Source organism: Actinoplanes sp. NPDC026619, from assembly GCF_040638295.1.
In the GTDB taxonomy this organism is placed as follows: Bacteria; Actinomycetota; Actinomycetes; order Mycobacteriales; family Micromonosporaceae; genus Actinoplanes.
Genome location: NZ_JBEZYA010000001.1, coordinates 291,069 through 311,501, shown reverse-complemented (window position 1 = coordinate 311,501; position 20,433 = coordinate 291,069). Strand labels below are relative to the sequence as shown.

13 protein-coding genes and 3 pseudogenes are annotated in these 20,433 nt (G+C 70.6%); 5 read left to right on the top strand and 11 right to left on the bottom strand.

The annotated features are described in order from the left end of the window. Window positions 1–7 precede the first annotated feature (7 nt). Window positions 8–1,216 (top strand): annotated as a pseudogene (locus AB0E90_RS01510) (erythromycin esterase family protein); the annotation flags it as partial. 468 nt (window positions 1,217–1,684) lie between these two features. Here the strand turns inward: AB0E90_RS01510 and AB0E90_RS01505 are convergent. The 3 genes and pseudogenes from AB0E90_RS01505 to AB0E90_RS01495 all read right to left on the bottom strand — a co-directional run. Then, a pseudogene (locus tag AB0E90_RS01505) lies at window positions 1,685–2,062 on the bottom strand (transglutaminase domain-containing protein); the annotation flags it as partial. Window positions 2,063–2,110: 48 nt separating this feature from the next. Then, a pseudogene (locus AB0E90_RS01500) lies at window positions 2,111–2,311 on the bottom strand (hypothetical protein); the annotation flags it as partial. Window positions 2,312–3,235: 924 nt separating this feature from the next. Next, window positions 3,236–4,510: a glycosyltransferase 87 family protein gene (locus AB0E90_RS01495; protein WP_360397784.1), complete on the bottom strand. Its 1,275-nt coding sequence runs from the start codon at window positions 4,508–4,510 to the stop codon at window positions 3,236–3,238. 335 nt (window positions 4,511–4,845) lie between these two features. Between AB0E90_RS01495 and AB0E90_RS01490 the strand changes: the two genes are divergently transcribed. Both AB0E90_RS01490 and gap read left to right on the top strand, forming a co-directional pair. Beyond that, complete coding sequence (locus tag AB0E90_RS01490) at window positions 4,846–5,793, top strand: helix-turn-helix domain-containing protein (RefSeq protein WP_360397782.1); 948 nt, start codon at window positions 4,846–4,848, stop codon at window positions 5,791–5,793. Between the two features lie 75 nt (window positions 5,794–5,868). Beyond that, window positions 5,869–6,861, top strand: coding sequence for a type I glyceraldehyde-3-phosphate dehydrogenase (gap, locus tag AB0E90_RS01485; RefSeq protein WP_360397780.1), 993 nt, complete (start codon window positions 5,869–5,871; stop codon window positions 6,859–6,861). On the opposite strand, the gene AB0E90_RS01480 is transcribed toward gap, so the two are convergent. The 4 genes from AB0E90_RS01480 to AB0E90_RS01465 form a co-directional block, all read right to left on the bottom strand. Next, entirely contained in the window at window positions 6,858–8,483 is a 1,626-nt protein-coding gene (locus tag AB0E90_RS01480) for a sensor domain-containing diguanylate cyclase (RefSeq protein WP_360397778.1), read from the bottom strand. The two genes, gap and AB0E90_RS01480, sit on opposite strands and share 4 nt — an antisense overlap. 39 nt (window positions 8,484–8,522) lie before the next feature. Beyond that, window positions 8,523–9,833 (bottom strand): AI-2E family transporter, encoded by a 1,311-nt coding sequence (locus tag AB0E90_RS01475; RefSeq protein ID WP_360397776.1) that lies wholly within the window; start codon window positions 9,831–9,833, stop codon window positions 8,523–8,525. A 34-nt stretch (window positions 9,834–9,867) separates the two neighbouring features. Then, window positions 9,868–11,211, bottom strand: a complete 1,344-nt coding sequence (locus tag AB0E90_RS01470; protein WP_360397774.1) for an FAD-dependent monooxygenase — start codon at window positions 11,209–11,211, stop codon at window positions 9,868–9,870. A 129-nt stretch (window positions 11,212–11,340) separates the two neighbouring features. Next, window positions 11,341–11,751, bottom strand: coding sequence for a hypothetical protein (locus AB0E90_RS01465; protein WP_360397772.1), 411 nt, complete (start codon window positions 11,749–11,751; stop codon window positions 11,341–11,343). A 134-nt stretch (window positions 11,752–11,885) separates the two neighbouring features. Between AB0E90_RS01465 and AB0E90_RS01460 the strand changes: the two genes are divergently transcribed. Both AB0E90_RS01460 and AB0E90_RS01455 read left to right on the top strand, forming a co-directional pair. Beyond that, the gene (locus AB0E90_RS01460) at window positions 11,886–12,209 is read left to right on the top strand and encodes a metalloregulator ArsR/SmtB family transcription factor (protein WP_360397770.1); all 324 of its coding nucleotides are present in this window, start codon (window positions 11,886–11,888) and stop codon (window positions 12,207–12,209) included. After that, entirely contained in the window at window positions 12,206–12,679 is a 474-nt protein-coding gene (locus AB0E90_RS01455; RefSeq protein ID WP_360397768.1) for an SRPBCC family protein, read from the top strand. Before AB0E90_RS01460 ends, AB0E90_RS01455 begins: the two co-directional genes overlap by 4 nt. Here AB0E90_RS01455 and AB0E90_RS01450 read toward each other — a convergent pair. The 4 genes from AB0E90_RS01450 to glgX form a co-directional block, all read right to left on the bottom strand. Beyond that, the gene (locus tag AB0E90_RS01450) at window positions 12,676–13,734 is read right to left on the bottom strand and encodes a YbhN family protein (RefSeq protein WP_360397766.1); all 1,059 of its coding nucleotides are present in this window, start codon (window positions 13,732–13,734) and stop codon (window positions 12,676–12,678) included. The genes AB0E90_RS01455 and AB0E90_RS01450 overlap by 4 nt on opposite strands. A 42-nt stretch (window positions 13,735–13,776) precedes the next feature. Further along, entirely contained in the window at window positions 13,777–14,076 is a 300-nt protein-coding gene (locus AB0E90_RS01445; RefSeq protein WP_360397764.1) for an STAS domain-containing protein, read from the bottom strand. After that, on the bottom strand, window positions 14,073–18,146 hold the full coding sequence (locus AB0E90_RS01440) for a SpoIIE family protein phosphatase (RefSeq protein WP_360397762.1): 4,074 nt from the start codon (window positions 18,144–18,146) through the stop codon (window positions 14,073–14,075). Before AB0E90_RS01440 ends, AB0E90_RS01445 begins: the two co-directional genes overlap by 4 nt. A gap of 111 nt (window positions 18,147–18,257) precedes the next feature. Then, on the bottom strand, window positions 18,258–20,369 hold the full coding sequence (gene glgX / locus AB0E90_RS01435; protein WP_360397760.1) for a glycogen debranching protein GlgX: 2,112 nt from the start codon (window positions 20,367–20,369) through the stop codon (window positions 18,258–18,260). Window positions 20,370–20,433 lie beyond the last annotated feature (64 nt).

The window sequence follows — 20,433 nt, the reverse complement described above, 5'->3', positions numbered from 1 at the left end:
TTCCCCGATGGATTTCTCCCGATACGTGGCCGAACACGCGATTCCGCTGGAGACGGTGGATCCGGCCGCTCCGCTCGATGACCTCGAGCCGCTCGCCGGGCGGCTCGAGGCGGCTCGGGTGATTGCCATCGGCGAGAACGCCCATCTGGTGCGGGAGTTCTACCAGCTGCGGCATCGCCTGCATCGGTTTCTGACTCAGCGGCTCGGGTTCACGGCGTACGCGATGGAGACCGGTTTCAGTGAAGGTCTTGCCGTCGGCGCGTGGGTGCGAGGAGAGCGGGCCGCCGGCGATCTGCGGAAGGTTGCCGATGACGGCATCACGTACACCATGGGGCGTTGTGTGGAAATGCGTGATCACCTGACGTGGATGCGTGCGGCCACGCCGCCCGTGCGGTTCTTCGGGCTGGACGTGCCGGGATCGACCGCGTCGCCGTTGCCGGCGATCGAGGGCCTGCGGCGCTACCTGCGGCAGGTGGACCCGGATGCCGAGCCGGTGCTGGATCGGCTGGCGGCGCTGGCCGGGAACTATGCGGGTGAGCATTCGTTGCCGGCCTACACGGCGTACGCCGGCATGGAGGTGGCCGAGCGCGATCGCCTCACCGCGACCTGGGCCGAACTGGCGGCCCGATTCGATGCGCTGGAACCGGAGTATCTGGCCGCCGCGGACGCGGAAAGCTATGCCGTCGCCCGGCACGAGTTGCGCCTCGCGGTGCTGCTCGACCAGGCGATGCGCGGCTATGCGGGCGGCGGCCTCACGGTGCATCCGAAGGTCGCCGCCCGCGACCGGGGGATGGCCGAGACGGTCTTCTGGTTGCTCGACCGCCTCGGTCCCGACGCGAAGATCATCGTGGCGGCGCACAACAGCCACATCCAGCGCACTCCGGTGCACACGCCGGCGTTCCCGCTCTCCGCGGCCGGGCATCATCTGGCGACCAGACTGGGACCGGCGTACGTGTCGGTCGGCGTGACCTGCGCCGGCGGCCGGACGGTCACGCATCGCGCCGATCCGGCCGCCCCGGGCGGTGTGGCCACCTTCGGCGCCGACCTGCCTTCGCCGGAAGAGGGGAGCATCGAGTTACCGCTGGCCGGAAAGCTGTCCGTAGTGGATCTGCGCCCGGCCCGAGCCGCGGGTGTCAGCGGAGCCCCCGACCGCATCCGGGTCGTCGACCGCTATCAGCAGGCCCCGATCGTCGACGCTTTCGACCTGGTCATCAACGTGCCGGAGGTCAGCCCCACCAGTCAGGTGCCCGAGCCCCTGACCAGGCACCTGGAGATCCTCGCCGGCGTACAGCCGGGCAACCGCGTCCGGGTCGTCGGCGGCGCAGACGGCAGCGATCCTGTCGATGAGCCGGTCGTAGTCGGCGCCGGTCTTGCCGTTGAAGGAGGCGTCCATCCGGCCCCACTCATCCCACGGCAGCATCTCGACCTTGTTCAGCGCCGCGAGGTCTTTGACGGCGTTTCCCCGGATCTCCCCGGGGCCCCAGTTCTCGGTGCCGTACACGCCGAAGCGGGCGGCATCGATCCGGCCGTCGCGGAAGGCCAGCCAAGCCTCGCCGCCGCTGAGGAACTCGCCGTCGGCCAGATCCTCCGGCCTCGCCACGACCGATCCACCCAGAGTCTCGGAGTCGATCCGCACCCAGCGGCCACCGTCGCGGTACTCGGTGATCCAGTGGTCCAGGCCCTGCCCCGCTTGGAAGTAGGTGGCGAAGCCGCACCGGACCCGCGCCGCCACCCCGCGGTAACGCAGCAGCGCACAGCTGAGCACCGCGAAATGCCGGCAGGTGCCGATCACACGTTGGCCCGGCTCGCGTGCGACCGTCAGCGGGGCCGGGTCGACAGCGAGCAGAGCAGCGACGATGTCGTCCGCCGGTCGCAGCTGATTCTCGGCGAACCGTTCCTCGCGAACCCCGAGCGCCTTGGCGTCCGTGGGCTGAATGACAAGACTGCGAACGAGGTCGCAGATCGCGACCGGCTCGGTAGGCAGGCCGTTCAGCGCCGACGCGGGAACCGTCCCGACCGTCGTCAGCGGCCCCGCCACGGCGTAATCGATCGATCCCGTCATGCCGGCCATGCTAGGCACCCCGGCCGGAGCCCGCTGCCCCGGAAGCGGTCAGCCGAGGTAGCCGACCTCGGTCGAACCGGATGCGACGGTGACCCGGTAGCCCCAATGCCGGAGAGCCTGGGCCATCTTCGCGGCGCCGGCCGGATTGGCCGAATGGATGTTGATGACGCCGACGTCGAACGGCCGGCCGTCGAAGGCAGCGCGTTCCAGCACCTCCACGACCGGCCAGATCGTGTCGTCGCCGCCCAGAGGGATGATGCTCTATCGGGGTCAGCCGGAGGTGATGGTGGTGCGGCCGGAGGTCAGGTCGACGTCCAGGATCCGTACCCATCCTGGTGCTGGCTGGTGTTCCGGTGCCGGGGTGAAGTGCAGTTGCAGTCGGGTGGCGTGTGGCGGGGTGTGCCCGCCGAGGTCCCGCTCGCCGTGGGTCGGCGCGGGCCCGCCGGCACCGGCGAAGGCGCCGCCGCCGGGGTCGCTGTAGGCGGTTCCCGCGTCGTCCTCGGTGTGTATCGACCAGGCCTGCACGCCGAAGTGTTCCAGGATCGGCCCTTGGCTGATCCCGGGGACGAAGTCGTAGTGCAGCAGGGCGCCGGTTTCGCCGAACTCCAGCCCGCGCGCCACCACATGGCGGCCGCTGACGAGCTCACCGAGGTCGACCTTGAACGCAACGGCCAACTGGGTGCCGCTGGAGGTCAGGTAGGCGTCGGTCCCACGCTCGGACGAGTCGTGCACGTGTCGATTCTGCCAGCCGGACACCGCTCGCCATGGCTCTACGCCGGCTTCCGTCGGGTCTTTTGCCGCCGAGCCGACGGGCGTTATCTCGCCGATTGTTCCGGTTGCGCCGCCAAGACCCGATAGCGTCGACGGCGCCAGATGACGATGGCGAGGCTGACACCTGCGAAGAGGACCAGCGCACCCTTCTCCGCCCGTTCCCACGGTGGCCGCCCGGCGCCCAGGGCCGCGTCACCGGAGAATATGAGCAGAGACGGGAGCACCGGCCAAGAGGTGCGCGGACTCGGGAGCCGGCCGGACTCCGTGCGGATCGCCGCGCTGAGCGCCCCGGCTCCGGCCAGCAGGATCAGGACGGGAAGTCCGTAATGCCAAATCCGGCCGAGGTCGCTCACCGCTCCAGTATCGGCATGCCCGCAACCGAGCTCCGTGGCCCGGCGCCCGTCACGTCATCGACTGTCGCGATCCGTAGATCGTGGACCACGGTCCATCAGGTGAGGCGGCCACCGTCACCGGCGCCGTCACGGGTGCTTGTTCCTGCCGCCGCACCGGCAGACCGACCAGCAGCCCCAAGCTCACCAGCACGTCCATATTGGCGGTCAGGAAACCGAGAGCTCCCGGATAGGTGCGCCAGACCAGATGGCTGCACAGCAGACCGTAGGCGACCAGCAAGCCGGCCAGCGCAACGCGGCGCTGACGTGCCGAGAGGTCTCGGGCGGCCACCCGATTTACCAGTACGACCAGCGCCGGGATCAGCCACACCAGGTGATAGACCCAGGTCATCGGGCTGACCAGGCAGGCCACGACCGCGGTCAGCGCGAACCCGGCGATCGGGTCGACGCCTTCGGGCTTCCGGCCGATCCGCCACAGCCAGACCGCCAGCACCACGATGGCGGCCACCGCCCAGAGGATCGTGGCGTCGTGCGAGTCGACCCGGTGCATGGTGCCGTTGAGGCTCTGATTGTCGGTCCACGACGGCTCGCCGATCCGCTGGATGTCGAAGACCTTGCTGGTCCAGAACTCGACCGACGAATGCGGGGCGACCGCCGCGGAGACCAGCGTGACGAGGGCAGCGGTGGCCGAGGCGGTCAGCGCGGCCCGCCATTGCCGGATGATCAGCAGGTAGGCGATGAAGATGGCGGGCGTGAGCTTGACCGCGGTCGCCACGCCGATGCCGATGCCGGTCAGGACGTGCTGGCGGGGCAGGCCGACCAGGAGGTCGATGGCGACGAGGGCGAGCAGCAGGATGTTGACCTGCCCGTAGCTCAACGTGGAATCCCACGGCTCGAACGGCAGCAAGAGCACGTCCGCTCCGGCCACGACGACCGGCAACCACCAACCCAACCGCTTGGCGGTACGCCGTAGAAGCAGAGCCAGAATCAGCGTTGTCGCGAGCGCGGAGGCGAGCGCTTGAATCACGGTGATCGCGCCCCACGGCAGCACCGCCATCGGCGCCATGATGATGGCGGCGAACGGCGGATAGGTGAAGCCCCAGTTCCGCCCGTCATCCGGCCGGCCGTAGTCGTAGAGATCGCCGCCGTGCCACCACTGACGGGTAGCGCCCGCATACACGTGCAGATCGAAGAAATCGTGCCGCTGGCCGACCCGCTGCGTGTAGAGCATGTTGAGCGCGACGACGGCGAGGATCACTGCCGCCCCGACGGTCGCGCGTTTCCGCGATGACCAGGTGGCGATGCTGTCGCGTACGAGGATGGGCATGGGGGGCGCCTTTCGAGTTCCGTTCCTCGGTGCTGCTTCGCGAAACCCGCGTTATGTCTGTTAGGTGAGCTCATATCGATAACCGCAGACGGGGAGGTTACCGATCTCGCCAGTTCGCGGTTATCGGCGCGACGGCGGACCGGCTCTAGCCGAAAGGCCAGCGACTGCGACCGATCGACAGCCCGGCATCGCCCCAACAAATCGGTCACCGAACCCAAGAATGACCAGAAAGCAATTCCCCGCCGATCACGCGCAAAAGACCGCGTCCAGGAAATATCCGGTCCGACGTAGGCAGGTCGGGGTGGGAAAGCGTTGATTGACTACGCTGGACAACCGTGCGCCTGAACCGCGTCGCCGTCCTGGTGCTGGAGGGGGCGAAACCCCTGGACGTAGGCATCCCCGCGCAGGTCTTCACGACCCGGACGAGCATGCCCTACGAGGTCCGGGTGTGCGGCCCGGCGCCCGGCCTGGTCACCGGTGGGGACGGCCTGTCGTACCACGTGGCCGACGGCCTGGACGCCCTGCGATGGGCCGACATCGTCTTCATCCCCGGATACCGGTTCCCCGACCGGGAGGACCCGCCGGCAGCGGTGTCCGCCGCGCTCCGCGAAGCCCACGACCGCGGCGCCCGGCTGGCCGCCATCTCCACCGGCGCGTTCGCGCTGGCCGCCACCGGCCTGCTGGACGGGAAGCGAGCCACCACGCACTGGCACTACACCAGGGCGCTCGCGGTCAAGCATCCGGCGATCAAGGTTGACGAGAACGTGCTGTTCGTCGACGAGGGCAGCGTGCTCACCTCGGCCGGCGCGGCCTCCGGCATCGACCTGTGCCTGCACATCCTGCGCGGCGACCTGGGCATGGCCGGCGCCAACCACGCGGCCCGGCGGCTGGTCGCGGCGCCGTACCGCAGTGGGGGCCAGGCTCAGTACGTTCCGCACAGCGTGCCCGAGCCGCTGGGTGAACGGTTCGCCGCCACCCGGGCGTGGGCCCTGCACCGGCTGGGCAAGCCGCTCACGCTCGACGGCCTGGCCCGGCACGCCCGGGTGTCGCCGCGCACGTTCTCCCGCCGGTTCGCCGCCGACACCGGCTACACGCCGATGGAGTGGGTGCTGCGCGCCCGCATCGACATGGCCCGTGAGCTGCTCGAACTCTCCGAGTTGGGGGTCGAGCGGATCGCCGCCGACGTCGGCCTGGGCACCGGCGCCAACCTGCGGCTGCACTTCCGGCGTCTGCTCGGCACGACGCCGAGCGAATATCGCCGTACCTTCGCCAGGGGTCTTTAGGGTTTGGCGAGATCCTTGCGAACCATGGCGTGTGCGTCGCTGTTTACCTTGCCGAAACTTGGCGACGCTTTGTGCATGACACGCATCGCCATCAACGGATTCGGCCGCATCGGCCGCAACGTGCTGCGCGCTCTGCTGGAGCGCGACACCAAGATCGAGGTCGTCGCGGTCAACGACCTCACCGAGCCCGCCGCCCTGGCGCGCCTGCTCGCCTTCGACTCGACCTCGGGCCGGCTCGGCCGCCCGGTCACCGTCGAGGGTGACGAACTGGTGGTCGACGGCCGCCGCATCAAGGTGCTCGCCGAGCGCGACCCGGCCGCCCTGCCCTGGGCCGCACTGGACATCGACGTCGTCCTGGAGGTGACCGGTCGATTCACTTCCGCACAGGCCGCCGGCGCCCACCTGACCGCGGGCGCGAAGAAGGTCCTGGTCGGCGCGCCGGCCGAGGGCGCGGACGTCACGCTGGCGTTCGGCGTCAACAACGATGCCTACGACCCGGCAACCCACAAAATCATTTCCAATGCCTCCTGTACGACCAACGCGCTGGCGCCGCTCGCCGCGGTTCTGGACGAGTTGGCCGGCATCGAGCACGGCTTCATGACCACGGTGCACGCCTACACCCAGGAGCAGAACCTGCAGGACGGCCCGCACCGCGACGCCCGCCGGGCCCGTGCCGCCGCCGTCAACATCGTGCCGACCACCACCGGTGCCGCCAAGGCGATCGGCAAGGTGCTGCCCCGTCTCGACGGAAAGCTGGCCGGCGACTCGATCCGGGTGCCGGTGCCGGTCGGCTCGATCGTCGAGCTCAACACCACGGTCAGCCGCGAGGTGACCCGCGACGAGATCCTGACCGCCTACCGGGTGGCCGCCGAGGGCCCGCTCGCCGGCGTCCTGGAGTATTCCGAGGACGCGCTGGTGTCGTCGGACATCGTCGGCAACCCGGCGTCGTCGATCTTCGACTCGGCGCTGACCCGGGTCGACGGCAAGCACGTCAAGGTCGTCGCCTGGTACGACAACGAGTGGGGCTTCTCCAACCGGGTGATCGACACCCTGGAGCTGATCGCCTAAGCGGCCAGGTTCAGGGCATGCGGGCCGGTCCGGGTCTTCTTCGCTTCGTACATCGCGGCGTCGGCCCGGGCCAGCAGCTCGTCGGGGCCGGTCGCGCCGCACGGTGACCAGGCGACGCCCACGCTCGCCTGCGGCATCAGCATCTGCCCGGCGGCGTCGATGGCGCTGCCGCTCAGCGCGGCGAGCAGATCGTCGCCGACCTGCCGGGCCTCGCCGGGGCCGGACACATCGCGGCAGATGACCACGAACTCATCGCCGCCGATCCGGCCCACCACGCCGGACGGCGGCGCGGCCAGGCGCAGCCGGCCCGCCACGTGGGTCAGCAACTGGTCGCCGGCGGCGTGCCCGAACCGGTCATTGACCTGCTTGAAGCCGTTCAGGTCGAGGAAGATCACGGCGGTTCCGGCATGGCCGTCCGAGCCTTCGGCTGCGTCCTCGAGCGCGGCCATCGTCGCGGCGCGGTTGTAGCAGCCGGTCAGCGGGTCGAAGGTGGCCCGGTGCCGCAGTTCCTCACGCAGGCGGACGTCCTCGGTGACGTCGGCCAGGCAGATGATCGCGCCGGTCACGGTGCCGGCGTCGCCGGTCAGCGCGCGCAGGTTCGCGCGGATGCGGCGCACGCCCAGGCCCGGCTCGCGATGGCCGTACTCCAGATCGGCGTCGCGGGCGGAGCCCAGCACGGTGGCGATGGCGTCCTCGGCGGCGATCCGGTCGGCCGGCACGATCCCGTCCAGGTGCGCGTCGCTGAGCACGTCGCCGACCTGGGCGTGCAGACTGCGGGCGGCCCGGTCGTTGAGATAGGTGATCCGGCGGTCGGTATCGATCTGCATGATGCCGAGCGGAAGCGTCTCGGTGAGCCGCCGCATCAGCTGCTCGGCCGCGCGGACCGCCTCCTGGGCCGCCATCTCGTCGGAGATGTCGAGCATCTCGGCGATCACGCCGGGGTTCTCGGGGTCGGCCATGTGGTTGTGGTTGGTGATCTCGAACCAGACCGCGTGCCCGTCGCGGTGCAGGTGCCGCAGCCGCACCCGCCGGGCCGAGCCGGGCGCGGTGCCCATCAGGTCCAGCCAGCTGGCGATGGCCCGTTCGTGATCGTCCGGGTGGACGAGTTCCAGGCTGCGCTTGCCGATGAGCTCCTCGCGGGTCCAGCCGAGCAGCAGCTCCATTTCCGGCCCGGCGTCGGCCAGGACCGCGGTCTGGTCCTTGCGCACCGTCACCAGGCGGGGCTTGACCTGGTCGTTCGCCGCGCTCAGGCCGGTCGGGTGATCCTCCAGGCCGCTGATCACACCGACGTAGACGCCCAGCCGGTGGGTGAGGTCGATGAGGTGCATCCGGACCTGCTGGTCCGGCGCGGCGACCGGGTGCACCAGGCAGTTGGCCACGCCTTCGGTGCGCGCCCGGTGCCACGCCTCGATGACGACGACCTGATCGTCCGTGACGACCAGGCCGAGCATCGACTGTGTCGCGGCGATCGGCCGCATCCCGGTGGCGGCGAGCTCGTCCGGCAGCGGCGCGAACAGGCCGGTGGGCCCGATTGCCGCGACGAACGCGCCCGGGTGAGCAGCGACGGTGGCGGCGAACACGGCGTCCCGGCCTGCGGGACCCATGATGCGATCATCGGCCATGTCGGCTCTTATCGGCCGGCCGGCCGCCGGCTGAAGGGCTCAGGCGAGCGAAGTCTCCGGCGGCGGGGTGGCCCCGGCTTCGCGCTCACGCTCAGCCGCCTCTTCGGCGTCCTCCTCGTCCTCGTCGGCCGGGCGGGTGCCGGGCGGTTCCCGGTCGCTGGTCGGCGAGCCCTCCGGATGCTGGACGAGGTAGCGGATCGCCGTGTTCAGCACCGCGAGGATCGGGACGGCGACCAGGCCGCCGACGATCCCGGCCAGCACCACGCCGGAGGCGATCGACAGGATCACCGCGAGCGGGTGCAGGGCGACCGCGCGGCCCATGATCAGCGGCTGGAGCACGTGACCCTCGAGCTGCTGGACGGCGATCACCACGCCGAGCACGATGAGCGCCTTCACCGGCCCCACCGTGACCAGGGCGACCAGCACCGCGACCGCGCCGGTCACGGTGGCGCCGACGACCGGGATGAACGCGCCCAGGAAGACCAGCGCCGCGAGCGGCAGGGCCAGCGGCACGCGCAGGATGAACAGGCCGGCGCCGATGCCGATCGCGTCGACGAACGCGACCAGCACGGTGGCGTGCACGTAGGACACCAGCGTGTGCCACGAGTAGTGCCCGGCCCGCGCGGTCGGCACCCGGGCCGGCTGGGGGAGCAGGCGGCACAGGAAGCGCCAGATCTCGCCGCCGTCGCGCAGGAAGAAGAACAGCGTGAACAGGGTCAGGAAGAAGCCGGCGCCGAGCTCGGTGACGGTGGTCGCGGTGTTTAGCGCGCCGGTGGTCAGCGCCGAACGGTTCGAGGTCACCGAATCCTGCAGCTTGGTGATCGTGTCGTTCAGCTGAGCCTGGGAGACGTGCAGCGGGCCGTTGGCGAGCCAGCTCTGCACCTCTCGGATGCCGTCACTGACCTGCGTGCCGAGCGAGGCGCTCTGCCCGACGACGGTGTTGATGATCAGGCCGAGACCGCCGAACACGACGATCAGCGCGCCCACCTCGACCAGCGCCGAGGCGGCCGACTTGTTCATGCCGCGCCTGCGCATCCACGCCGTGACCGGCTGGAACAGCGCGGCCAGCAGGATGGCCACCGCCACCGGGATCACCACGATGCGCAGCAGGGCGACGACGCGCAACAGCAGGTAGATCGCGGCGATGAACAGGATGATGCGCCACGACCAGGCGCCGGCCACCCGGACCGCCCAGGGCAGGCCGTCCTCGATCTTCGGCGAGGCGTCGACCATGACGACCGGGGTCGCGTTGTCCAGGTCGCCCTCCGCGACGAACGGTGGTGTCCGCTCGACGTCGGCCGCCTCGAGCCGGGCCCGCGCACGTTGCCGCATTTCATCTATCCAGGCCATCTCGGCTCCTCCGCGCGGCTGTGGTGCCTTGCGACTACCCCGCCGCCGCTCCGGATAACCCCGCCCCGATCGCCAGCGCGCGCATCAGGAATCGCGGCTCGGCCAGCGCGCTCGGATGCGCGAGCATCGTGGTGACCTGACCCACCCGTTGATTGACCTGCTGGTCGCGCATCGAGGCCTGGAAGATCAGGCCGCTGGCCCACTGAATGGCCCGGTAACCCTTCGGATAGGGGCCGTCCACGTGCGGCAGCGCCAGGTCGGCCATGGTCGAGATCTGCCAGGCGGCGTCGACGACGACCTTGACGTCCCGGAAGTACGACGTGGCCGGTCGGCTCAGATCGGGGTTGCCGCGCAGATACTCCGACAGGGCCGACGCGTGCAGCATCGCCGAGGTCATGCCCTGGCCGTACACCGGATTGAAGGAGGCCACCGCGTCGCCCGCCGCGACCAGCCGGGCCGGGAACCGGCGCAGCCGATGGAAGTCGCGGCGCCGGCTGTCCGCCTGGTGGTAGGTGATCACCTCGCCGACCTGCTCGGCGGTCGTGGCCACCGCGCCGAACTCGGGCGGGAAGTCCTCGACGCAGCGGCGGCGGTATTCCGCCGGATCGCGGCTGGGGCGGTCCTCGTTGTAGCCGGAGACCAGCATCGTCCACCGGTCGCCCTCGATCGGGGTGAAGCCGGCGATCCGCGCGACCTTGCCGGGGCCGGGGTTGGCGATCGAGATACACGTCCAGACGGCGGCGTCGGCCGGGCGCCGGAACAGCGCGGTGGCGTAGTTGAGCTTGATGCCCATCCGCTGCATCGGCGGCTTGGGGAAGTCGTGTGCCTCGAGCCAGTCGCCGAGCCGGCTGGAGCGCCCGGTGGCGTCGACCACGAAATCGGCCGGCTCGTCGGCCCCCTCGCAGCGCACCCCGGCGACGGCCTCGCCGTCGAACAACAGGCCTTCGGCCCGGCCCTTGACGGTACGGATATTGGCGCGCCCCAGAACCCGGCGGCGGATCAGTGCTTCCAGGAACGGGCGGCTCGAGATGAGGGCCTGCGCCGCCGGACCGCTCGGCGCGTCCTCGCGCAGCTCGCCGTCCATGTAGAAGCGGTTGGTGCCGGGCGGCGGATCGATCGCGCCGGCCGCGAGGGCCTCGGCGATGAACCCGGGGAAGAAGCGCTCCAGCTGGTTGAGCCCGGACGGAAGAAGCGCGTGCACCTGGGTGCCCTGCGGAACCCCGGGCCGGGCCGCGGCCGCGCTGAGCGGCTCGGCGGCGAGCGCGGCCAGGTCGTCCCGCTCGATGATCAGCACCTGTTCGGCGTGATCGCTGAGCACCCGGGCGGCGACCAGCCCGGCGACGCTGCCACCCAGCACGATCGCCTGCCGGAACAGCACCCGTTGCCCCCGCGGAGGCTCGGACGTCGAAAGAAGCGCGAACCGCCGAGCAGCAGACAACCGGTGCCCCCATGAATGTGAAAGTTTCTTTCCTTCACTCCAAGATATCCACCGGGATCGAGGTGTTGCTCAGGGGGTGGGGTCGTTCCCGGCCGACTGGGCATCGATGAACTGGTGCAATCTCGCCCATTCGCCGTCGAGCAGGGAGCCGTACGCGCGGGCGTCGTCGATCAGGTCACGGGCCTGGTCGTACTGTCCGGCGAGGAAGGCCGCGCTCGCCGCCGCGTTGGCCTGCCCGCCCAGGGTGCGCAGCTCCTCGGCGGTGCGGGCCGTCTTCGGCAGGCCGTTCTTCGCCACCTGCTCGCGCAGCCACTCCTGCTCGGCCTCGGTGGCCGCGGCGATTCCGAAGACGTAGCGCAGCATGTCTCCGGCCACCTCCCGGTAGGCCGGCGCCCACTGCTCGAGCGTCAGCAGCAGCTCCCGCTGTCGGACCTTCACCCGGCGCTCCTCGAGATCGTCGCTCCCGACCACCGCGGTCATCTGTTGCCCCCAGGCCCCTAGATCAACAAGGACGTGGTGATTCCCGCGCGCAGCCTCCCCTGAACCACCGCCCGCGACACGAGCCGGTAACGATCGAGGTTGACGGACGCAATCGTAAGTCGTAGCTTTCGTAAGTGGCGACTTTCAAAGCACATCAGGGCTGGGAAGCTCTCGGTGATCCCAGCCGGCTCGCCATCGTCCAGTGCCTGGCCGAGCGCCCCCGCGCGGTCGGTGAGCTAGCCGCCGAGCTACCGATCAGTCCGCAGGCGGTGTCGCAGCACCTGCAGGTGCTGAAGAGCGCCGGGCTGGTCACCAATCGGGCCGAGGGAACACGCCGGGTCTACCGGCTGAACCCGGCCGGCGTGGCGGCCCTGAAGGACCAGTTGGACACCTTCTGGCGCCGAGCGCTGGAGGGCTATCGGGACGTCATCGACGACAGCGTTGAGGAGAAACCATGACCCGGGCAGATGCGGCGGCGGTGCGACGGGAGATCGTCGTCAACGCGCCGATCGACAAGGCATTCTCGGTCTTCACCGACCGGTTCGGCGACTTCAAGCCACCCGAGCACAACCTTCTGACGGTCCCGCTTGCCGAGACCGTCTTCGAACCCAGGGTGGGCGGGCACATCTACGACCGCGGCACCGACGGCAGCGAGTGCCGCTGGGCGCGCATCCTGGCCTACGATCCGCCGCATCGGGTCGTGTTCAGCTGGGACATCGGCCCCACCTGGCAGCTCGAGTCCGATCCCGAGCGCGCGAGCGAGGTCGAGGTGACCTTCGTCGCCGAGACTCCGGACCGCACCCGTGTCGCGCTGGAGCACCGCCACTTCGACCGGCACGGCCCCGGCTGGGAATCGGTGCGGGACGGCATTGCCGACGACCAGGGCTGGCAGCTCTACCTCGACCGCTACGCCGTCCTTTTCGGTTAGGGCTGGGCGCTCACGAGCTGGCGGTGCTCATCGCGTACGTCATCGGCCTGGTCTTGATCGGTGGGTTGGGTGGTTGGGGCTTGGGGGCGGCGGCGGATGCGTAGCCAGGAGAGCCAGCCCAGGCCGAGGATGAAGCCCAGCGTGATGACGCGGTAGAGGACGACTGTCGCCAGGGCGGCGGGGGCTGCGGCGCCCCCGGCGATCAGGCCGAGGACCAGCGCGCTGTCGATGATGCCGAGGCCGCCCGGCACGATCGTGATGGTGCCGGCGGCCATCGCCGCGCAGAAGGCGAGCAGCACGGCGGTCACCCCGGCCGGTGGCTCGCCGATCGCCCGGAAGCACAGCCACAGGCAGACGGCGTCGAGGAGCCAGTTGAGCACGGCGTACGTGGCGGCGGCGACGCCGTGCCCGGGGCTGAGCCGGGCGGCGCGCAACTGCTCGAGGAAGCCGTGGATGCGGTCGTGGCCGTGGTGCGCGGGCCGGTGGCGCAGCCGGTTGAACCAGGCCAGGGGCGCGCGGGTGAGGGTCTCGACGATCGCCGGGCGCTGCGCGACGCGGCGGACGCCGAGCGTGAGCAGCACCGCGGCGACCAGCAAGCCGGCCAGGTCGCCCCAGTGGGTGGCGCCGCCCGCGGCGAGCGCGCTGCCCACGGTGACCACCGCGAGGGCCGCGCCGGAGAGGATGCCGCTGAGCGCGATGCTCCAGGATGCGACGGCGGGGCTGGCGCCGAAGCGGCGCATCTGCTGGTAGTTCAGCTTGGCCGAGAACGCCGGGCCGCCGGGCAGGGTCTCGTTGAGCGAGTGCGCGGCGTAGGCGAGGCGGACGTTGTCGGCGTACGGGGCCCGGACGCCGGCCGAGCGCAGGATCCGGCGCTGCATGCGGGCGTAGGCGCTCATCGAGGCCACCTCGGCGAGCATCGCGAGGGCGAGCCAGCCCAGATGGGGCGTGCGCAGTTGGTGCAGGGCGCCGGCCAGGGACGACCAGCCCAGCGCCAATTCGACGGCGAGCAGGGCGATCACCGCGGCGATCCCGGCGTAACGGAGCTTGTGCGACACAACCAAATTGTTGCTCGCCGTGCAAATTTTCTCAATGGGCAGTTATGTGATCTGGATCGTGGTCAGATCGGCCAGGCCGGCGATTCTGAGCAACGGTGCGAGCAGCGGCGATGCCAGCAGACTGACGTGCTCGATGTGCGGGAAGAGGGCGGCCAGGCCGGCGCTGTCCAGATATTCCACCCGGGTCAGGTCGACGACCAACGGGCCGTCGGCGCCCTCGCGGGCCTCCGTCAGCGCGGCGGCGAAGGCGTCGGCGTTGCTCATGTCGATCTCACCGCTGGCGGCGAGGACGGCCCCGCCGTCCGGGCCCGGCCCGGTGGTGAAGGTCACTGCGGTGGTCATCGGGGAATCCTTGCCTGCAGGGCGACGACGGTGCCGGCCGCGCCGGTCGTGACGGTTACCTCGGTCATCAAGGCTTTCATCAGCTTGAGGCCGCGGCCTCGGTGCGGGTTGGCGGCGGGCTGCGGTGTCTTCCAGCGGCCGCTGTCGGCGATGGTCAGGTGCAGGTCGTCCGCGGTGGCGGCGGCCCGCAGGCGGATCCGGCCGCCGGACAGGTGCCGGTTGCCGTGCTCGATCGCGTTGGCGCACGCCTCGCCCGCCGCGACCAGGACGTTCTGCGCGGTGGCCGGGTCGATGCCGCAGCGGGCGAGCCAGCCGCGCAGCGCCGAGCGGACCGGCGACAGGCGCGCGGGCTCGGCGGCGAACTCGAGCTCCAGCGGCCCGGGGTGCCGGTAGAGCAGCAGCGCCACGTCGTCGTCGTAGCCGGCCGTCGGCGCCATCGTCGTCATGACGTCGCTGGCGAGGTCCTCCAGCGCGGCCACCCGGCCCTCCCGCACCGTGTCGGTGACCCGGTCGATGCCGACGTTCAGCGGCAGGCCGCGCCGCTCGACCAGGCCGTCGGTGTAGAGCAGCAGGGTGGCGCGGGCCTGCACGGTGTAGTGCGCCTCGGGCCGCTCACCGGCCAGCGGCACGCCCAGCGGCCGGGACCGGCCCTGGTCGAGCTCGTCGCTGGTGCCGTCGGGATGGATGACCACGGCCGGCGGATGCCCGGCGCTGGAATAGATGAGATCGCCGCCGGCCGGGTCGAGGATGCCGCAGAAGACGGTGGCGCACGCCGCGCCGGGCAGCTGCGCCGCGAAGCGGTCCAGGGCGGCGAGGGTCTGTGCCGGGTCGGTGTTCTGCAGCAGCAGGGCCCGGCAGGCGCTGCGGAGCTGACCCATCACGGTCGCCGCCTGCAGACCGTGGCCGACGCAGTCGCCGACCACGATGCCGATCCGCCCGTCGGCGAGCGCGACCGTGTCGTACCAGTCGCCGCCGACCTTGAGCGGCCGGGTGGCCGGTGCGTACCGCGCGGCGAACCCCGCCGGTAGTCCGGCCGGGCCGAGGATGGCGTGTTGCAGGGCCAGCGCGGTCTCCCGTTGCTGGTCGATCTGGTGGATGCGGTGCAGTCCCTGGCCGAGGTGCCCGGCGAGCAGAGCCAGCAGCGTCCGGTCCTCCTCGGTGAACGGCCGGTTCTCGGCCAGCTCGACCCAGAGCGCCATGGTGCCGTCCGGATGTTCCAGCGCGATGCCGGCCCCGCCGGGCTGGTCCGCGACCGCGGTGAGCAGCGGGGTGTCCCGCAACCCGACGAGCTCCGCCCGGCGGGCCGGCGGGAGGTCCGCCCAGCGCACGTGCGGGTCGGTCGTGGTCAGCGACGGGGTGCCGGAACCGCCGAGGACGGCCGCGTACACCTCGGTCGCCTGCCACAGCTCCTTGAGCGCCGACAACACGCTGTGCAGCGCGCCGGTCAGGCTCTCGGCCTCGGACAGCCGCACGCTCATCGCGGCGAGGGCGCTATCCCGCTGCACGGCGTAATGCTCGGCGGTGACGTCGCGGAACGTGCCGACGACGACCCGCCGGCCGGTTTCCGGATCCTCGACCCGGCTGAACGCCGCCGCCACCCACAGCCGGTGGCCGTCGCGGTGGATCACCGGGATCGTGTACGTGCCGCGGGCCTGGTCGGTCAGCAGCGCGAAGGCCGCCGCCACCTGCTGGTATCCCTCGGGGTCGGCGGTCTGTTCCGGCCACCACGGGTGCACCGCGGGGTACGGCAGGTCTTCGGTCCCGTACCCCAGAATGTCGGTGAAGGTCGAGTTGATCTCGATGACCGTGCCCTGGTCGTCGCAGACGAAGAACGCCTCCTGCAACGAGTCGATCAGCGCCGTGCGCCACCGGGCGTGGTGGTTGCGCAGCCGGGCCAGCTCGACGTTGGCGCGGACGCGGGCCAGCAGCTCGGCCGAGGAGAACGGCTTGACCAGGTAGTCGTCGGCGCCGGCCTCGAGGCCCTCGATCGAGGCCTCCTGCCCGGCGCGGGCGGACAGCAGCAGCACCGGCGTGCCGGCCGTGCGCGGGTCGGCGCGCAGGGCCGCCACCAGCTCGAGGCCGTCCATCCGGGGCATCATGACGTCGCTGACGATCAGGTCGGGGATCTGCGCGCGGGCCTCGTCGAGGGCCGCCTGACCGTCGCCGACCGCCCGCACCCGGTGCCCGGCCGAGCGCAGCAGCCGGGTGAGGTAGTCGCGCATGTCCGCGTTGTCGTCGGCGACCAGGACCCGGGCCGACTCGTGCTCCCGGGGCGTCGCCGCCGCGAGCTCCGGCTGGTCGCCGGGCAGCCAGCGCAACGCTTCCTGGACGTACGGGTCGGCGGTGGCGGAGACGGTGGCGGTGTTGCCGGGGGACACCAGCGCCTCGGCCGGCAGGTGCCCGGACCCGAACGGCAGCCGGATGGTGAACGTGGTGCCCGCGCCGGGTGTGCTGGCCGCGTCGATGGTGCCGCCGTGCAGCTCGACGAGCTCCTTGACCAGGGCCAGGCCGATGCCGCTGCCCTCGTTGGAGCGCGACCGGGCATTTTCGATGCGGTGGAACCGCTCGAACAGCCGCGGCATCTCCGCCTCCGGCACGCCGATGCCGGTGTCGGCGATCGTGACGACCGCCCGGCCGTCGGCCGCGCGCACCGCGACCCGCAGGCCGCCGGCGAACGTGAACTTCAGCGCGTTGCTGAGCAGGTTGAGGATCACCTTCTCCCACATGCCGCGGTCGATGTAGACCGGCGCGGTAAGCGGCGGGCAGTCCACCTCGAAGGTCAGGCCGGCCCGGTCGACGGCCGAGCGGAAGACGCTGGCCAGCTCGATGGTGACGGCGGCCAGGTCGACCGGCTCGTAGCTGGCCTGCATCCGGCCGGCCTCGATGCGGGAGAAGTCGAGCAGCGCGGTGACCAGCTTGCCCAGCCGCAGCCCGTTGCGGTGGATGACGTCGAGCTCGGCCCGCACCTCGTCGTCCGCGTCCCACCGGTTCCGCAGCTCCTCGACCGGGCCCATGATGAGCGTCAGCGGCGTGCGGAACTCGTGGCTGATGTTGGAGAAGAACGTGGTCTTGGCCCGGTCGAGCTCGGCCAGCTCCTCGGCCCGGCGCTGCTGGGCCTCGTAGTTGCGGGCGCTCGCGACGCCGGCGGCCACGTGCCCGGCAGCCAGCTCGATGAAGCCGCGGTAACTGTCGTCGAGGACGCGGTACCGGTTGAGCCCGGCCACCATGAAGCCGGACGCCGCCCCGCCCTGCTGCAACAGCGGCACCAGCAGCGCCTGCGTGGGTGGCTCCGGCCAGTCGCCGCTGGGCAGCTCGGCGAAAGGCGCTCCGCTCAGCTCCACCAGGACGCTTTCACCCCGGGCCGGCGCGTCGACGGGCCATGCCGCGGCCTCGCCGGCCGGGTGGCCCGCCTCGATCCCGGTCGATCCGGCCAGCCGGGCCTCGTCGCCGCCGAACAGATAGGTCAGCGTGAAGGGCAGGTCCTTGAGGTTGCGGGCGAGCTGGGCGCCGGCGAAGGCGAGCATCTGGTGCTCGGTGCGGATGGCGCTCGGGTCCGAGCCGAGATCGCGCAGGGTGCCCATCCGCCGCTCGCCGATGACCCGTTCGGTTTCCTCGCTCACCACGCAGAGCATGCCGACCCGCACGCCCTCGTCGTCGCGCAGCGGGCTGTACGAGAACGTGTGGTAGCTCTCCTCGGAGTAACCGGAGCGCTCCAGGAACAGCAGCAGCGCCTCGTCCCAGGTCGCCTCGCCGGTGGCCAGCACGGTCTCGATGCGCGGCCCGATGTCGTCCCAGATCTCCGCCCACACCTCGCTGGCCGGCCGGCCGAGCGCCCACGGGTATTTGCGGCCGAGCGTGTCCCGCCGGTACGCGTCGTTGCAGAAGAACGTCAGCCCCGGGCCCCACGCCATCCACATCGGGAAGCGCGAGGACAGCAGAATGCTGACCGCGGTGCGGAGGCTCTGCGGCCACCCGCCCGGCGGGCCCAGCGGCGTCTCTTCCCACGCGACGGCGGCCAGATCACGACTGACGTCGCCACCGCCGGCGAATGCCTCGGCATCGGCCACCATTGCCCCGAGCTCTCCCTGTTCTTTCTGGCGCTGAGCCGCGCAGCCAGCGGCTAGAAGGATAAACGGTGCGCCCGGAAGGCGCTCGGGGCGGTGGCTCTCGTTGGAGGTAGTTCAGTAGCGCCGGCGGAGCACCAGGAGGCTGTGGCCGGTCATCGAGAGGGTCTCGGCCGCCTTGACGTGGTCGTCGGCCGACGTCGCGAGCAGCGGATCGGCGGTGTCCACCACGGTTTCCCACGATTGTCCGTAAGCCGATTCCGGCAGCGTGAACTTCACCTGTTCCGCGGAGGCGTTGAACAGCAGCAGGAACGAGTCGTCGACGATCTGCTCGCCGAGGGCGTCCGGCTCGGGGATGCCCGCGCCGTTGAGGAACACCACCATGGTCCGGGCGGCGTCCGCATCCCAGTCGTGGTCGGCCATCGGCTCGCCGTCCGGGCGAAGCCAGGCGATCTCGGGCAGCCCGGAGTCGCCGGCCGGCTCGCCGGTGAAGAACCGCCGCCGCCGGAAGATCGGATGGTCGGCACGCAGCTTCGTCAGCCGCTGGGTGAAGGTGGTCAGGATGCTGTGCTCCCGGCTCTCCTGCCAGTCGATCCAGCTCAGCTCGTTGTCCTGGCAGTAGACGTTGTTGTTGCCCTGCTGGGTGCGGCCGAGCTCGTCGCCGTGCACGATCATCGGCACGCCCTGCGACAGCAGCAGCGTGCTGAGGAAGTTGCGCTTCTGCCGCTCGCGCAGCGCGACCACGCCGGCGTCCTCGGTCGGTCCCTCGGCCCCGCAGTTCCAGGACCGGTTGTGGCTTTCGCCGTCGCGGTTGTCCTCGCCGTTCGCCTCGTTGTGCTTCTCGTTGTACGACACCAGGTCGTGCATGGTGAAGCCGTCGTGCGCGGTGACGAAGTTGATCGACGCGATCGGTCGGCGGCCGTCGATCTCGTACAGGTCGGAGCTGCCGGTGAACCGGGACGCGAACTCACCGAGGCTGGCCGGCTCGCCGCGCCAGAAATCCCGGACCGAGTCGCGGTATTTGCCGTTCCATTCGGTCCAGTTGGGCGGGAAGCCGCCGACCTGGTAGCCGCCGTCGCCGACGTCCCAGGGCTCGGCGATCAGCTTGACCTGGGAGACGATCGGGTCCTGGTTGACCAGGTCGAAGAAGGCGGCGAGCCGGTCGACGGAATGGAATTCCCGGGCCAGCGAGGCGGCCAGGTCGAAGCGGAAGCCGTCGACATGCATCTCGGTGACCCAGTAGCGCAGCGAGTCCATGAGCAGCCGCAGCGACTCGTGGTGGCGCACGTTGAGGCTGTTCCCGGTGCCGGTGGTGTCGTAGTAGTACTGCTTGTCCTCGTCGACCAGCCGGTAGTAGGCCGGGTTGTCGATGCCGCGGAACGACAGGGTCGGCCCGAGGTGGTTGCCCTCGGCGGTGTGGTTGTAGACCACGTCGAGAATGACCTCGATGCCAGCCTGGTGCAGGGCTTTCACCATCGACTTGAATTCCTGCACCTGGCCGCCGTGGCCGCCGAACGAGGCGTATTCGTTGTGCGGCGCGAAGAAACCGATGGTGTTGTAGCCCCAGTAATTCGACAGGCCACGCTCGATCAGGCCGCTGTCGTGCACGAACTGGTGCACCGGCATCAGCTCGACCGCGGTGACGCCCAGCGCTTTCAGGTGCTTGATCATTGCCGGGTGGGCCAGCCCGGAATAGGTGCCGCGCACGTCTTCCGGAACGCCCGGGTGGCGGATCGTCGTGCCCTTCACGTGCGCCTCGTAGATCACCGTCTGGTGGAACGGGATCTTCAGCGGCCGATCGTTGCCCCAGTCGAAGAACGGGTTGATCACCACCGAGCGCTGGGCGTACGGGGCGGAATCGGCCTCGTTGCGTGACTGCGGATCGCCGAAGTTGTAGGCGAACAGCGCCTCATTCCAGTCGATCTGCCCGTCGATCGCCTTCGCGTACGGGTCGAGCAGCAGCTTGTTCGGGTTGCACCGCAGACCGGCCGAGGGGTCGTACGGGCCGTGCACGCGATATCCGTACCGCTGCCCCGGCAGGATCCGCGGCAGGTAGCCGTGCCAGATGAACGCCTCGCGCTCCGGCAGGTCGACGCGGGTCTCGGTGCCGTCCTCGTCGAACAGGCACAGCTCGACCCGCTCGGCCACCTCGGAGAACAGCGCGAAATTGGTGCCGCCGCCGTCGTAGGTCGCACCCAACGGGTACTGGTTGCCCGGCCAGATCTTCATTGCTCGTTTTCCCCCTGGCTTGCCGTGAAGCATCGGGCTACCCGGTGTTTGTCCCGGTCAAGCG

Coding starts and splice junctions, on each gene's coding strand:
- AB0E90_RS01495 (WP_360397784.1), bottom strand. CDS start 4,510: ATGCCCATCCTCGTACGCGACAGCATCGCCACCTGGTCATCGCGGAAA.
- gap (WP_360397780.1), top strand. CDS start 5,869: ATGACACGCATCGCCATCAACGGATTCGGCCGCATCGGCCGCAACGTG.
- AB0E90_RS01480 (WP_360397778.1), bottom strand. CDS start 8,483: ATGGCCGATGATCGCATCATGGGTCCCGCAGGCCGGGACGCCGTGTTC.
- AB0E90_RS01475 (WP_360397776.1), bottom strand. CDS start 9,833: ATGGCCTGGATAGATGAAATGCGGCAACGTGCGCGGGCCCGGCTCGAG.
- AB0E90_RS01465 (WP_360397772.1), bottom strand. CDS start 11,751: ATGACCGCGGTGGTCGGGAGCGACGATCTCGAGGAGCGCCGGGTGAAG.
- AB0E90_RS01455 (WP_360397768.1), top strand. CDS start 12,206: ATGACCCGGGCAGATGCGGCGGCGGTGCGACGGGAGATCGTCGTCAAC.
- AB0E90_RS01445 (WP_360397764.1), bottom strand. CDS start 14,076: ATGACCACCGCAGTGACCTTCACCACCGGGCCGGGCCCGGACGGCGGG.
- AB0E90_RS01440 (WP_360397762.1), bottom strand. CDS start 18,146: ATGGTGGCCGATGCCGAGGCATTCGCCGGCGGTGGCGACGTCAGTCGT.
- glgX (WP_360397760.1), bottom strand. CDS start 20,369: ATGAAGATCTGGCCGGGCAACCAGTACCCGTTGGGTGCGACCTACGAC.